We start from the raw sequence: 13,740 nt of genomic DNA on the forward strand, positions 1-13,740 counted from the left end.
AGTTAATCAGGCATGCAGCTGTTCAAAAGTCGGGAATACATACGTTTCCTTGCTCGACAGCAGATGCACTTCAAGCCCGCAGACGGTAAAAGGCTGCTGGTTAGTTATTTCATAAATATTGCTCCTGGTAATGTTCATGCCATTAACTATAGTTACCAGCCCGGTGCCGATCACTTCTGCTTTCTTGCCTTCGGTTACAAGTATAGCAGTGTCTTCTTCAAGCCCTACGCCAATACATCCCGGGTTTGTGGCAATGCATTGCGCCATACGCACAATACGACCACGCTGTATAAAGTGTGTATCTATAGCTACATTTTTCAGAAATTCCAGCCCTGTGGTTATTCGAACGTCGCCTTTCAGCATGCCTTTGTTCATTTCCCCTTCATAGATCATGGGAGTAGATAAAGCAGCGGCACCGGCACTTGTACCGGCTACAATTATATTTTCTTTGGTATAGCGCTCTTTCAGTTTTTCCAGCAGTGGCGTACCTCCCAGGATGGCAGTCAGTTTCAGCTGGTCTCCGCCTGTTATCATTACACCTGCGGCCTTACTTATCACTTCAACGTTCTCGGGTTTCATAGCATCAGACCGATCCCTGATATCCAGCACATGCAGGTTTGTAACACCAAGGTGGGTAAAAACCTTCACATAGTCGTTAGCAGTTTTCTCCGGCTCTGATGCTGCCGTCGGAATGATAACTATAAGCGGGTTACTGCCTTTCAGGTTATCAACAAAGCATTTCAGGATTTCCTCTTTTATAAAATCCTGGCTATGGCTTTGCAGCTCTGATTTTTCCTCACCTTTATCTTCCCTTCCGCCAATCGCTAAAAGTTTGCCTTTAGGATGAGGCATCCGCGATTCAATCGGAAACTGTTTTTTTACTTCTTCCTTTTCCTTTTTTGCCATGCCTTTTGTATTTTATTGTTAGCGGATTATTAACCTTATCAATCAGGGTTTCTTGTAACTTACAATTCTGGCTATCACGGAGTCTGCATTTGCCGGACTGTTCCGGAAAATAATCCAGCCTTCCCGCTCCGACTCTTTCGGCGAAAACGGGATCGTCAGTTCTGAAACTTCTGGTTCCTGCCCCTGGCTGTACAGTGTAAACTCAACTATAACTTCTTCGGCCGTAGTGCCACCCTTATTATATACCGTTACTTTATAGCGGTTTGGTGCCAACTCCGAAGGGGCTGGTACTCCCTTAGCGTAAACCTCAGGATCTTTGTAACTATAGTTTGCCGTCTGATATACCAGGTATCCGAATATAACCAGCAGCACTATCAGGCTTATGCCAAATACCAGCCATTCCAGCCAGTTTTTCTTATCAACTTTATGATCTTCTTGTCGCTTGTCAGTACCCATCTCTCCTGATTATTTAATGAGTAACCTGCCTGCCGAAGCTCCCAGCGACGACAACACCCCCAAAACTATAGTTTGAGCGAAACCGGTCCAGAAACCAACACCCTCAAAACGACCAAAAAACCACAATGCCAGTGCCGATGCTGCCAGCGCCACAAGGTAACTTACGCTGGTATCCAGTGTAAACCAGAACCAGAAACTTTTTGTGTGCTTGCTACTGGTGCCTTTAAAATCGCTGAAGTACACTACAACTATACTAAGCAGCAGCGATGCAACTGCCATAGCCAGTATGTGCGCAGGGGTGGCTTGCACGGCCAACATTATTACTTCTTCAGTTGGGGCAACATTACCTCCTATAATAATAGCCCCGCAGAATGCCAGCACAACCATACCTACATGTCCCGGCTGTTTTTCTTCTTCCAGGCGTTCGTCTTCCTGCTCCTCTTCCTCAACCTTATCGCCGAGCTGCGCTGTACCTATAGACACCCCGATAGAGATGGCCATAGCCTCGATGATTACCTTGCCCATCAGCTCATCTATACTGGTTACGCCGGGTTGAATGCGGTTCAGCATCCACAGCACCGTAAAAGACATCACAAAGCCGATGCCCATCTCTTCTACCGAGTCGATCAGGACACTTTTCCAGGATACTCCTGGTCGCATGCCGGCATAACGGTTATAGCCAAGCAATAGCAGGTAAGTAGCCAGCATCAGCAACAGGAGTTGTAGCGGCGTGGCATGAAAACCAGCCCACCACACTTCCATGGTATATAGTATCGGGAAGCTAAACAGCAGCCCCCCCGTAATACCCCGGGCATATTCTTTAAGTGATAGTGAGAGTGGATGCCCACCCGTATGCTCAGCTCTGTTCAATTTTTATCAGCTATAGTTAGATGATGCATTATACGGCGTTGCATTATGAAAGTACAGCTCCTTTACTGCCCAGCACTTTCTGCTGAATAAACCATCAGAGGAGCTTACGAAAATGCTTATCCGTTCAAAATCAAATTGCACTATCCTAACCATATTTTCTGCTTCAAATCCCTCAGTTTTTGCACTACTTTGCCACTCAATACGCACCTAATTATGTAGCAACTTCAAAACCTGACAGAAATAAGTATTTCCCATTCAAAATACCGTCTTATACCCTCTGTATCGGCAGGAGTACGTAGCCAGAGGTCTTTATAGCTTAGTAGAGTCGTTTACCTTGATCATTATGAATAAGAAAAGATGTCGCAGAGCTATTGATTAGGAGCGCTATTCGGGTACCACCAATAGGTATTGCATTAATCAGGCAAGTTGAATTTATAGAACATTGGACGGAAGGTTACTTGTCTAGAATCCGCAAGGCAGGATATGGTTGTAGTTTTGCCAAAGCGCTGATTGTAAGCTAAGAGAGATACCCTGCTTGGCTGCACCAATTAATAAAATACAAATCAGCTATAGTTAAAGCCTACTTCATGGCATGAATATTGCAACATAGGGATTATCTAATATAACCTCTTAAACCTTAAAACAAACATGAAGAAATTATTTACTATTGCGGTGTTTGCGCTGCTTGGCACTGGTGCATTTGCACAAACATCAAAGGGTACTATAGCGGTTTCAGCTAGGGTTTCTTTAAATAACTCATTAAATAAAACCAGCTATTCAGATGAGAACTATAAATCTGATGTTTCCGGATTTAGTTTTAGCGGCAGTTTTGGTTATTTCATTAAAGATAATGTAATGGTCAGCCCCTTTATAGGATATGAATATTATAACTCACTGAGTACAAACGACAATTCAAATTCATCTTATAGCAGGGCGCATCATAGAAATAAGAGATACAGTGCTGGCGCCTCACTATCTAAGTATTATATGCTGTCAGAAAGAATAGCTGTTACTGGTTCTGGCGCAATATCTCTTTACAAAGGAACAGACGAGTCGACTTACGATTCAAATTCAATTGAGGATTATAAGGACAAAAGCAAGGGATTTGCGATTAGCGTCAGCCCAGGGATCGCCTTCTTTCCAACCGATAGGATCGAATTGTCCACCTCATTTGGCCGGCTCAGTTATAATAGATCTTTAAGCGAGCGCACCAGGGCAAATCAGATCACTGAAACCACTTCTTCCAAGCTAGGCTTTAATTTAAGCAGCAATACAATTACCCTTGGCGTTGGCTACCATTTTAATCACTAAAGCTCCATTAGTAATTAGTAATCAAATAGTATTATCCACTATCCACGGTCTCTATCTGCGCTTTTAACAAAGATCTAATCCTTTGTTAAAAGCCTTTATACTGAGCAAACTCAACCATAAGTTATGCACGAGTTGCTAATAGCTAAAATCTCAAACAAGCTTGTCAACCTTTTTCAATATAATCTTACAATATACCCTTTAAACAAACATGAAGAATTTAATTATCATAGCAGCATTAATGCTGCTCGGCAGCAGTGCATTTGCACAAACATCTAAAGGAACCATTGTGCTTTCCGGAGATGTATCTCTGAGCATATCAGAGCAGGAACAAAAGACTCCTATAACTTCCAGAAAAGTTCAAAGTAGTACTATTGGATACAGTTTTAGCCCAAGTGTTGCTTATTTTATTAAGGATAACCTTAAGATTGGTGCATACATAGGATATTATCGCTCAAAAACAGATAACGATATATATGAGGTCGGTGTCAGTGAAATTTATACCAATTCAGTACATGACAATTACAACTTTGGCGCTTACATTTCAAAGTACATAATGTTATCAGATAAATTCGGCTTATATGCGACCGGATCAGCCGGACTATTTGATTCAGAGACAAATGAAAATAGCACTGCTAGTCCAGACTATCATTATATTTCAAAAACAGATGGTTTCAGCATCAGTGCTGTACCGGGAATTGTATATTTCCCCACTGAGAAAATAGGCATCAGCGCAAGTTTAGGCCGGCTTAGTTATACATCACAGAAATCTATGCAGAAGTACTATGAAACAAACTCAACCCATAATAGAAATTCTTCTTTAGATCTGGATTTAAGCAGCAGCACCTTACTTTTTGGCTTTAGCTACCATTTCAACCGGTAACCAAACTATAGTTTACAAACAAAAAAGCCTGTGCAACTATAAGCTGCACAGGCTTTTTTTTAACAATCAACAATCTTACCATCCACTCGCCAGCACATCAGCAATATGCATTGTCCGGATTGGTTTGTTTTGTCTGTCTATATAGGCCTGTAGGTGCATCAGGCAGCTGCTGTCTGTAGAAACTATAAAATCGGCGCCTGTAGCCAAGGCATTGTCTACTTTCTGTTCGGCCATAGCTGTCGAGATTGCTTCGAACTTAACGGCAAAGGTACCGCCGAAGCCGCAGCACGTTTCGTTGTCTTCCATCTCTACTAGTTCAAAGCCGTCCACGTTCTGCAATAAGGCTCTTGGCCCGGCTTTGATACCACACTCTCGCAGAGCACTGCAGGAATCGTGATAAGTCGCTCTGCCCGGCAAAGATGCACCTTGGATAGCAGTTACTCCCAGCACGTCGGTCAGGAATTCTGTAAACTCGTACACCTTTTTCTGCATGGCCCGGTACTTCACCAGCTTCGACGATTTCACGAAAATATCCTGGTACGCATTACGCACCATGCCCACACACGAAGCCGAAGGCGCCACGATATACTGTGACGTTTCATTTGAAAAATCATCGAGAAACTTGTCGGCTACTTCGCGGGCTTCGCTGAAAAAACCAGCATTAAAGGCCGGCTGTCCGCAGCAGGTCTGGTTAGGGTTATAGTGTACTTCGCAGCCCAGGCTCTCCAGTACTTTCACCATGTTCATGCCTGTTTCCGGGAACATCTGATCCACGAAGCAGGGAATAAAAATATCTACTATAGTTTTTCTTGCCATAATCAGGAAAACACAGCACCAGACTGTGCAATGGCCGCATCAAGGGCGGCGTTGTTGAGGTTTAAATTTACACCAATACCGGTGAAATATGCTACTAAATTTTCGGTGGCCATATTACCTACCAGTTCGTCTTTTGCCATCGGACAACCGCCAAACCCACGAATTGCACCATCGAAACGGCGGCAACCCGAACTATAGGCTGCAGCAACTTTCTCCTGCCAGGTGTTAGGATTTGTATGCAGATGCGCACCAAACTCGATGTGCTTAAATGCTGGTATAAGCGAACTGAACAAATAGCTAATGTTATCCGGGTTGGATACCCCAATGGTATCGGAAAGCGAAACGATCTTTACCTGTAATTTATCCAGCTCATTTACAAAGTGCAGCACAGTGTCGGTGTCCCAGGGGTCGTTGTACGGATTCCCGAAGCCCATGGAGATGTAAGTTACCAGCGTTTTATTGTGTTTGTGGCAGATCTCCTGAATCTGAGCCAGTTGCCCCATAGCCTCAGCTATAGATTTATTGGTATTGCGCTGCTGAAATGTTTCAGAAACAGATAACGGAAAGCCCAGGTAATCGATCTGGTTGTGCTGAGCTGCATCTTCGGCGCCGCGCACATTGGCAATAATGGCGAGCAGTTTAGAGGTAGTATTTTCCAGGTCCAGGTTAGCTAGAACCTCAGCCGTATCACTCATCTGCGGAATGGCCTTCGGCGATACAAAGCTTCCGAAATCGATCGTATCAAAGCCAACTCTCAGGAGCTGGTTAATGTAATCGATCTTTAGACTAGTTGGGATGAACTGCTTCAAACCCTGCATCGCATCGCGTGGGCACTCAATTATCTTCATAGTATAGGGTGCTATGGTTTGCTGTCTTGCTACAGGCCATTTTCTTCACCAAAGATACAAATCTTTGTGTTTCTACCTTCCTGTTTTATACTACTGCTGTTATACTTTGTATTTGCTTCAGAAATCTGCTTAAATTAAGTCGTGCTATAGGGTATTCCCATACGCGGATTTGCATTAACTATAGTTCAGGCACTTAGCAGCTCCTTCGCCAGAACGAACTATAGCTTTTGGGTTCATTAACAGTTAGCAGCTCATGTATTTTACGTTATGCTATCATATGGAAAGTTATAGTTTAGGAAATTTGAGTAACGTGTGCAAACCAGCTATAGTATACCTTCTACCCTTGCTTTGCAGACATTTGCCAAGCCTATTACATCACCCTATTGCCGTACGCCTTTTTAACGTATACTCATTTATAGAGCACTACATCAGGCGACCTTCAACTATACTATCAAACGCTACATAATCCGGTTAACATTATGCCTTTTGCTCCACAAACAGATACCAGACAACCGGTACAGCAAGAAACGCTCCGACGGATAGAGCAGTTACACCGGTTACAGTGCGCTTTTTTTGCGGGTGGTCATACCCTGCCCCTGCAGTTCAGAAAGGCACAGTTGCACAAGTTACAGCAAGTACTTAAGCAGCACGAGCAGGAGTTATTTGATGCATTGTATGCCGATTTCCGAAAGCCTGCCCTGGAAGCTTACGGTACCGAGATCGGTTTTATAGAACTGGAGCTGAAACTGGCATTAAAGAAAGTAGATGACTGGGCAAAACCGCGCCGCGTTCCGGAAACTCTGATCAATTTTCCGGCCCGTAGTTATGTTTATCCGCAGCCTTATGGAGTCGCACTGATTATCTCTCCCTGGAATTACCCGCTCAACCTGTTATTCATTCCGCTCATCGGGGCTATAGCAGCCGGCAATTGTGCCATACTAAAACCTTCTGAGATCGCGCCAAATACTGCCGCCGTTGTTAACCGCATTATTTCCCAGAATTTTGATGAACGTTACCTGGCTGTGGTAGAAGGCGGCGTGGAAGCCACTACCCACCTGCTGGCCCAACGCTTTGATTATATATTTTTTACAGGCAGCACACAGGTAGGGCGTATCGTAATGAAAGCCGCTGCCGAACACCTGACACCCGTTACACTGGAGTTGGGTGGAAAAAGCCCTGCCATCGTAACCCAGGATGCTGACCTGGAGCTGGCCGCACGCCGCATTTGCTGGGGCAAATTCTTAAATGCTGGTCAGACCTGTGTAGCGCCTGATTATGTGCTGGTGCAGGAAGATGTCAAAGAAGACTTTATAGAGCAAATGGCACATTGCATCACCGATTTTTATGGTTCCCACCCTGCCGAAAGCCCCGATTTTGCCCGCATCATAAATGACAACCATTTCGCACGACTGAGCAAAATGCTAACACCGGAAAACATCCGGATTGGTGGTAAGACCGATACTGATACACGTTACATTGACCCAACCATACTGGATAATATCACTTGGGAGCACCCATCCATGCAGGAAGAAATATTCGGGCCGATACTCCCGGTCCTCTCGTTTACTGACCTGGATGAGGCTATTATGATGGTAAACCGCCATGAAAAACCTTTGGCCCTATACTTCTTTTCTGCTAACCGCGAAGACCAGAAACGGATATTGAAAGAGGTTACTTTTGGAGGTGGCTGTATTAACGACACCATCTCGCACCTGGCAAACCCAAACCTGCCCTTTGGTGGGGTTGGTAACAGCGGCTTGGGAAGTTACCACGGCATTGCCAGCTTCGATGTGTTTTCTCATCAGAAAAGCGTATTGCACCGCGGCACCTGGCTCGACCTGCCTTTCCGCTATCCGCCTTATGGCGATAAACTAAAGCTGTTACGCAAATTTCTCCGGTGGCTATAGTTCGAAACGCAAATTCATTTTATCCAAAAATGACTGTAAATAAATTACAGGAAGCTGCGTATACATTACTATAGTTATATCACCCTGAAATACATTATGGAGAATCTTACACAATATTTAGACAAATCGCTGATACCTTTGGAGGATAAGGTAAAAGAGTACCTAGGAGTGGAACGCGACATACGGATACTGGATGTGGAACTGCTGTCGCTTCAAAGCATGAAGTCGGATTTTGACCCGGAGCAGCATGACCTGGAGCAGGAAATGAGGCAAGGCACCAAAAACACTGATCTGAACGACAAAGAGCAGAAGATGGCTGAACTGCTGGATAAATATGGCAAGCTGCGAAACGAGCTGATACAAATGCTGCCCGAGAAGAACAAGTTTATAGAGATAAACCTAGGCTACGGCCCGAGCATGGTTGGCTACTTTACCATTGATCACGAAACCCGCCAGCCACTGCCAGAACCGGTACTGCGTGTGGTACACTAACATAAACTATAGCTGCTCAGTTTGGAGCACCAAAAAGCCCGCAGACTCGAAAGTCTCTGCGGGCTTTTTGGTTAGTTAAGTATGATGTTAAACGATTTCTGCTAAAACAAACCCACCCCTTCCCCTCCGAGGAGGGGAATTTACTCCATATGCTGGCGCAGATTTATAATCCGTGACCTATCAATAACGTTGGATATGTAATCCAACTGGGCCAGTAGCCCAAGTTATAGTTTGACACGAGCGAGGACGCTCGCTCCATAATAAATACATTAATGAGACTATAATCCCCTCCTCGGAGGGGTTAGGGTGGGTTTACACTTCTTACTTTTGAAATATAGCTTCATCAATGAAACTGCTCTTCTTCCGTAGAGCCAGCCAAGGCAACAGTTGAGGTAGCACCAGCTGTAACAGTATTCTGAACCGCATCGAAATAACCTGTACCTACAAAAGCCTGGTGCTTCACAGCTTTAAAGCCATCTTTTACCAGCGAGAACTCACGTTGCTGTAGTTCTGAATAACCGGCCATGCCGCGTGCTTTGTAAGCTTTGGCTAGCTCAAACATGCTGGTGTTAAGCGCATGGAAACCTGCCAGTGTAATAAACTGGAATTTGTAGCCCATGGCAGCCAGCTCTTCCCGGAACGTTTCCATCTCTTCTACGCTTAGTTTGGCAGCCCAGTTAAAGGATGGCGAGCAGTTATAAGCCAGCAACTTACCCGGAAATTCAACATGAATGGCTTCTGCAAACTGGCGTGCCTGCTCCAGGTCCGGGTGCGAGGTCTCCATCCAGATCAGGTCGGCGTAAGGTGCGTAAGCCATACCGCGTGCAATGCCCTGCTCTATGCCGCAGCGCACATGGTAGAACCCTTCGCTGGTGCGTGGCTGGTCCAGTATAAATTCGTGGTCGCGTGGATCGATATCGCTGGTGATCAGGTTGGCGGCATCAGCATCAGTGCGGGCCACCACTATAGTTGGCACGCCCATTACATCGGTAGCCAGGCGTGCTGCAACCAGTTTGTTGATAGCTTCCTGTGTAGGCACTAAAACCTTTCCGCCCAAATGCCCGCACTTTTTGGCAGACGACAACTGGTCTTCGAAATGCACACCTGCAGCGCCGGCTTCAATCATCATTTTCATTAGCTCAAAGGCATTCAGGTTACCACCAAAACCTGCTTCTGCGTCGGCAACTATAGGCACCATAAAATCGGTCTCACCATCTTCGTTCACGCTCTGTATCTGGTCGGCACGGAGCAGCGCATTGTTGATCTTCTTCACCACATTCGGCACGGAATCGGCTGGGTACAAGCTTTGGTCGGGGTACATGTGTCCAGCTAAGTTGGCATCGGCAGCTACTTGCCAGCCACTCAGGTAAATCGCGTTCAGACCGGCCTGTACTTCCTGCACCGCCTGGTTACCGGTAAGCGCGCCTAAACCGGCTACGTATTGCTCGGAGTGCAGCAGTTTCCATAGTTTATTGGCGCCGTTTTTGGCCAGCGTATATTCTATCTGCACCGAGCCTTGTAGTTTCACCACTTCTTCGGCGCTATACGGTCTGCGGATACCTGCCCAGCGCGGGTTCTCGATCCAATCTGTTTCTATGTTGCGGATTCTGTCTTTCTTAGTTGTCATGGCGGATTTTATAATGAGTAATGAGTAATGAATAATGATGAATGACTAGTGAGTAATGATTAGTGGCTAATGATAAATGCGTAATGCTATAGTTTGAGGTGAGCTATAGTTTATTATTCATTACTCATTCTCAATTAGTCATTAGTCAATGTATTTGTAAGCGGGTAGTGTCAGGAATTCTACAAAGCAGGGGGCCAGCACCAGTTCTGCGAACAGCTGCGATGCCTTCTCGAAATGGCAGTTCTTAAACTTCACCATCCCGATCTCTACTTTGATGTTCTCGGTTTCCTCTCTGATGAGTTGCAGCACGCGCGCTTCGGTAATCTTCTGTCCGTCGTTGGTCTTGGTGTGCTCGTGGTGTAGCCATTGCCAAACCTGTGCCCGGGATATTTCGGCGGTAGCAGCATCTTCCATCAGGTTATGAATAGCCGCCGCACCTGTGCCGCATAGCCAGCTGCCGATGTACATAATGCCCACGTTTATGTTCAGCCGCAAGCCTTTCTCTGTGATCTTGCCACCGGGTATGTCGAAATTGATCAGGTCCTGGGCGGTAACTTTTACATCTTCGCGCAGCACGTGTTTCTGGTGTGGTTCCGTTCCTATCACCTTGTCAAAGGCTTGGCGGGCGATTGTTACCAAGTCGGGGTGCGCTACCCAGGTTCCGTCAGAACCGTTGTCTGCTTCAAAGGCTTTGTCGGCAGCTACTTTGGCAAAGGCGGCTTCGTTTATAGTTGGGTCGTGGCGGTTCGGGATAAAAGCAGCCATACCTCCCATGGCATGTGCCCCGCGCTTATGGCAGGTTTGCACCAGCAGGTTGGTATACGCCCGCATAAACGGCACCTGCATGGTTACATCCGTCCGGTCAGGAAAAAGCACATTGGGGTGTTTTCTGAACTTTTTGATGGCACTGAAAATGTAATCCCAGCGGCCGGCATTCAGTCCTACAATGTGGTCGCGCAGCTCGTACAGGATCTCGTCCATCTCGAAGGCGGCTGTTATAGTTTCGATCAGAACAGTGCATTTTATAGTTCCGACAGGCAAACCAAGAGCTTCCTGAGCCGCTACAAACACATCATTCCAAAGTTTGGCTTCCAGGTGGTTTTCCAGTTTCGGCAGATAGAAATATGGGCCGCTGCCGCGCTCCAGCAGTTCTTTTGCGTTATGGAAGAAGTATAAGCCAAAATCGAACAGCGCACCTGAAATTGGCGTGTTACCGATCATCAAATGCTTTTCAGGTAGGTGCCAGCCACGCGGACGCACCATCAGCACGGCAACCTTCTCGTTCAGGCGATACACTTTGCCATTCTGCACCGTAAAGTCAATGTCTCTTCGGATAGCATCGCGCAGGTTACGCTGGCCTTCCAGCAGGTTTTCCCATGTCGGCGACGTGGCATCTTCAAAATCAGCCATAAACACATCGGCACCCGAGTTCAGCGCATTGATCACCATTTTGCGGTCTACAGGTCCGGTAATTTCCACGCGGCGCAATTGCAGGTCGGCAGGTATAGTTTCTACTTTCCAGTTGCCGGTTCTTATAGTTTCAGTCTCATTCAAGAAGTCAGGAAGCTCTCCGGCATCAATCTTCTTTTGTCGGTCGATGCGGGCCTGTAGCAACTCTTCCCGGCGGTGGTTAAATTTCAGATGCAGCATCTCCAGAAACCCCAGTGCTTCCGGCGTAAGCAGGTCTTGATAAGCTTCTGTAGCTTTAACTTTTATTTGGATAGCGCTTTCTACTAACATAAAATAACTGATTGGTGGTGAAACGATTGCAACAACTATAGAGCACTATACGCGAAGTTTTTCATTTTGGCGAATTTTCGCTAAAAATATTTTTACGCTTTTTTAGGAGTTAAACTATAAATCCACGTACTTCATTTTCAGACGAACCATTTCACCCTACTCATGAAGCTACAGGAAGACATCATCCGCCTTATCCTTGGGCTAAAAATCAAACAGCTGCGCGCCGAAAAAGGCATCTCGCTCACCGACCTTGCCGTGACAACCGACATTTCGGTTTCTTATTTAAATGAGATCGAGAAAGGTAAAAAACACCCAAAGCCAAGTAAGATAGCCGTGATTGCCGATGCACTGGGCGTGACCTATGATTCGCTGGTATCGCTACAACTTTCTAAAAGGCTGCAACCGGTAGGCGAACTGCTGCACTCCAATATTTTGTCGGAGTTACCGCTGGAGCATTTCGGGCTGGACATGAGCCGTTTGATCGACATTTTTGCTACAGCCCCGGCCAAACTGAGTGCCTTTGTTAAGACGTTGCTGGAGATCTCGCGCTCGTTCGATCTGCGTGTAGAGCAGTTTTACTTTTCGGCCTTGCGCTCGTACCAAGAACTGCACGATAACTACTTTGAAGACATTGAGCTGGAAGCCGAGAACTTCCTGAACACACACAACCTGGACCCTGAGCTGACGCCAACGTTGCAGCAACTCAGCAGTTTACTGGAAGAACTTTACAACATCAGAACCGAGCTAACCACCTTTGAAGAAACACCAGAGTTAAAGCCGCTTCGCTCTGTTTTTGTACCCGGCGAAGAACCACGCTTACTCCTGAATGTAACGCTAACGGAACAACAGCAGGCTTTTGCGCTGGCGCGGGAGTTGGGCTTTCAGTACCTCAACATACAGGAGCGGCCCTATACGGCTACCTGGGTAAAAGTGCGTTCGTTTGATGAAGTACTGAACAACTTCAGAGCATCGTACTTTGCCGGAGCACTGCTCTTAAACCGAGACCGCCTGGTGCAGGATCTGCAAAAATTCTTTGCCCTGCCAACCTGGCAACCGCAATACCTGCTGCAACTTATGCAAACTTATCAGGCATCGCCCGAGACTTTTTTGCACCGAATTACTTCGCTGCTGCCCCGGTTCTTCAACATCAAACAACTGTTTTTCCTGCGCTTTAACCACGAGCCAGCTACCGACCATTTTGCTCTTACCAAGGAGCTGCACCTGGCCGGCCTGCACAACCCGCACGCATCGCTGCTGAACGAGCATTATTGTCGCCGCTGGATATCACTGACTTTGTTTGATGCTGTGGAAAATCTGCCAATAGATGTATCTGCCAACAAACCGGTGGTGGGAATCCAAAAGTCATCGTACATCAACTCCGAGAACGAGTACCTGGTCATTGCACTGGCACAACCGAACGAGCGGGTAAACGGCACGGTAAGTATAGGTTTGCTGCTGAACGAGAACCTTCGCCGAAAGATCAAATTCCTGCAGGACCCTGTTATTTTAAGCCGTTACGTGAATGAAACCTGCGAGCGCTGCCCTGCCCTGGATTGCCTGGAGCGCGCTGCCCCGCCCCTTATATTGCAGAAACAGCAATGGCAACAGCAGGTAAATGAAACCCTGGAGAAACTACAGTAGCCTGAACTATAGTTTATTACTACAGTTTCGAAAAACCCACCCCAGCCCCTCACAGGAGGGGAATTCCTAATCACCTAAAAGATTCCCCTCTTGGGAGGGGTTAGCGGTGGGTTAATCCATTCAATCCTTTTTATTAATCACAACTATAGTTTATAGTTAGCTAAACTATAAATTTCCGGGGAGCGGATTCTGAAACTCTTGAAATAGATTTGTAATTTGCCTGTTGGCTCAGGATTTTTCGGTTTA

The 13,740-nt window shown here is 46.2% G+C and carries 12 protein-coding genes; 5 read left to right on the forward strand and 7 right to left on the reverse strand.

What is annotated here, in order from left to right:
* Positions 1-6: 6 nt before the first annotated feature.
* The 3 genes from GXP69_RS12605 to GXP69_RS12615 are packed head-to-tail and all read right to left on the reverse strand — an operon-like array spanning position 7 to position 2,232.
* Positions 7-906 carry a cyanophycinase gene (locus tag GXP69_RS12605; RefSeq protein ID WP_163915430.1) on the reverse strand — a complete coding sequence of 300 codons (900 nt, stop codon included), beginning with the start codon at positions 904-906 and terminating at the stop codon, positions 7-9.
* A gap of 42 nt (positions 907-948) precedes the next feature.
* Entirely contained in the window at positions 949-1,362 is a 414-nt protein-coding gene (locus GXP69_RS12610; protein ID WP_163915431.1) for a hypothetical protein, read from the reverse strand.
* Positions 1,363-1,371: 9 nt separating this feature from the next.
* On the reverse strand, positions 1,372-2,232 hold the full coding sequence (locus GXP69_RS12615; protein ID WP_163915432.1) for a TIGR02587 family membrane protein: 861 nt from the start codon (positions 2,230-2,232) through the stop codon (positions 1,372-1,374).
* A gap of 648 nt (positions 2,233-2,880) precedes the next feature.
* Here GXP69_RS12615 and GXP69_RS12620 point away from each other — a divergent pair.
* Both GXP69_RS12620 and GXP69_RS12625 read left to right on the forward strand, forming a co-directional pair.
* Positions 2,881-3,543 carry an outer membrane protein gene (locus tag GXP69_RS12620; RefSeq protein ID WP_163915433.1) on the forward strand — a complete coding sequence of 221 codons (663 nt, stop codon included), beginning with the start codon at positions 2,881-2,883 and terminating at the stop codon, positions 3,541-3,543.
* Positions 3,544-3,751: 208 nt separating this feature from the next.
* Complete coding sequence (locus GXP69_RS12625) at positions 3,752-4,423, forward strand: outer membrane beta-barrel protein (protein WP_163915434.1); 672 nt, start codon at positions 3,752-3,754, stop codon at positions 4,421-4,423.
* A 75-nt stretch (positions 4,424-4,498) separates the two neighbouring features.
* Here the strand turns inward: GXP69_RS12625 and GXP69_RS12630 are convergent, their stop codons facing one another.
* Positions 4,499-5,239 (reverse strand): (Fe-S)-binding protein, encoded by a 741-nt coding sequence (locus GXP69_RS12630; RefSeq protein WP_163915435.1) that lies wholly within the window; start codon positions 5,237-5,239, stop codon positions 4,499-4,501.
* A gap of 2 nt (positions 5,240-5,241) precedes the next feature.
* On the reverse strand, positions 5,242-6,087 hold the full coding sequence (locus tag GXP69_RS12635; RefSeq protein ID WP_163915436.1) for a hydroxymethylglutaryl-CoA lyase: 846 nt from the start codon (positions 6,085-6,087) through the stop codon (positions 5,242-5,244).
* Between the two features lie 479 nt (positions 6,088-6,566).
* Here GXP69_RS12635 and GXP69_RS12640 point away from each other — a divergent pair, with 479 nt between their 5' ends.
* Both GXP69_RS12640 and GXP69_RS12645 read left to right on the forward strand, forming a co-directional pair.
* A complete protein-coding gene (locus tag GXP69_RS12640; protein ID WP_163915437.1) occupies positions 6,567-7,994 on the forward strand; it encodes an aldehyde dehydrogenase in 1,428 nt (475 codons plus the stop codon).
* Positions 7,995-8,090: 96 nt separating this feature from the next.
* Entirely contained in the window at positions 8,091-8,486 is a 396-nt protein-coding gene (locus GXP69_RS12645) for a hypothetical protein (protein WP_163915438.1), read from the forward strand.
* 343 nt (positions 8,487-8,829) lie between these two features.
* Here GXP69_RS12645 and aceA read toward each other — a convergent pair whose 3' ends face one another.
* Both aceA and aceB read right to left on the reverse strand, forming a co-directional pair.
* Positions 8,830-10,113: an isocitrate lyase gene (gene aceA / locus GXP69_RS12650; protein ID WP_163915439.1), complete on the reverse strand. Its 1,284-nt coding sequence runs from the start codon at positions 10,111-10,113 to the stop codon at positions 8,830-8,832.
* A gap of 141 nt (positions 10,114-10,254) precedes the next feature.
* Positions 10,255-11,853, reverse strand: coding sequence for a malate synthase A (gene aceB, locus GXP69_RS12655; RefSeq protein WP_163915440.1), 1,599 nt, complete (start codon positions 11,851-11,853; stop codon positions 10,255-10,257).
* A gap of 162 nt (positions 11,854-12,015) precedes the next feature.
* Here aceB and GXP69_RS12660 point away from each other — a divergent pair, with 162 nt between their 5' ends.
* Positions 12,016-13,494: a helix-turn-helix domain-containing protein gene (locus GXP69_RS12660; RefSeq protein WP_163915441.1), complete on the forward strand. Its 1,479-nt coding sequence runs from the start codon at positions 12,016-12,018 to the stop codon at positions 13,492-13,494.
* The last annotated feature ends 246 nt before the right edge of the window (positions 13,495-13,740 follow it).

Origin of the sequence: Pontibacter burrus (assembly GCF_010686685.1) — a bacterium.
Lineage (GTDB): Bacteria > Bacteroidota > Bacteroidia > Cytophagales > Hymenobacteraceae > Pontibacter > Pontibacter burrus.

What these genes read in the sequence shown, in the direction of transcription:
- GXP69_RS12605 (WP_163915430.1), bottom strand. Translation starts at nt 906, where the DNA reads ATGGCAAAAAAGGAAAAGGAAGAAGTAAAAAAACAGTTTCCGATTGAA.
- GXP69_RS12610 (WP_163915431.1), bottom strand. Translation starts at nt 1,362, where the DNA reads ATGGGTACTGACAAGCGACAAGAAGATCATAAAGTTGATAAGAAAAAC.
- GXP69_RS12620 (WP_163915433.1), top strand. Translation starts at nt 2,881, where the DNA reads ATGAAGAAATTATTTACTATTGCGGTGTTTGCGCTGCTTGGCACTGGT.
- GXP69_RS12625 (WP_163915434.1), top strand. Translation starts at nt 3,752, where the DNA reads ATGAAGAATTTAATTATCATAGCAGCATTAATGCTGCTCGGCAGCAGT.
- GXP69_RS12630 (WP_163915435.1), bottom strand. Translation starts at nt 5,239, where the DNA reads ATGGCAAGAAAAACTATAGTAGATATTTTTATTCCCTGCTTCGTGGAT.
- GXP69_RS12635 (WP_163915436.1), bottom strand. Translation starts at nt 6,087, where the DNA reads ATGAAGATAATTGAGTGCCCACGCGATGCGATGCAGGGTTTGAAGCAG.
- GXP69_RS12640 (WP_163915437.1), top strand. Translation starts at nt 6,567, where the DNA reads ATGCCTTTTGCTCCACAAACAGATACCAGACAACCGGTACAGCAAGAA.
- GXP69_RS12645 (WP_163915438.1), top strand. Translation starts at nt 8,091, where the DNA reads ATGGAGAATCTTACACAATATTTAGACAAATCGCTGATACCTTTGGAG.
- aceA (WP_163915439.1), bottom strand. Translation starts at nt 10,113, where the DNA reads ATGACAACTAAGAAAGACAGAATCCGCAACATAGAAACAGATTGGATC.
- aceB (WP_163915440.1), bottom strand. Translation starts at nt 11,853, where the DNA reads ATGTTAGTAGAAAGCGCTATCCAAATAAAAGTTAAAGCTACAGAAGCT.
- GXP69_RS12660 (WP_163915441.1), top strand. Translation starts at nt 12,016, where the DNA reads ATGAAGCTACAGGAAGACATCATCCGCCTTATCCTTGGGCTAAAAATC.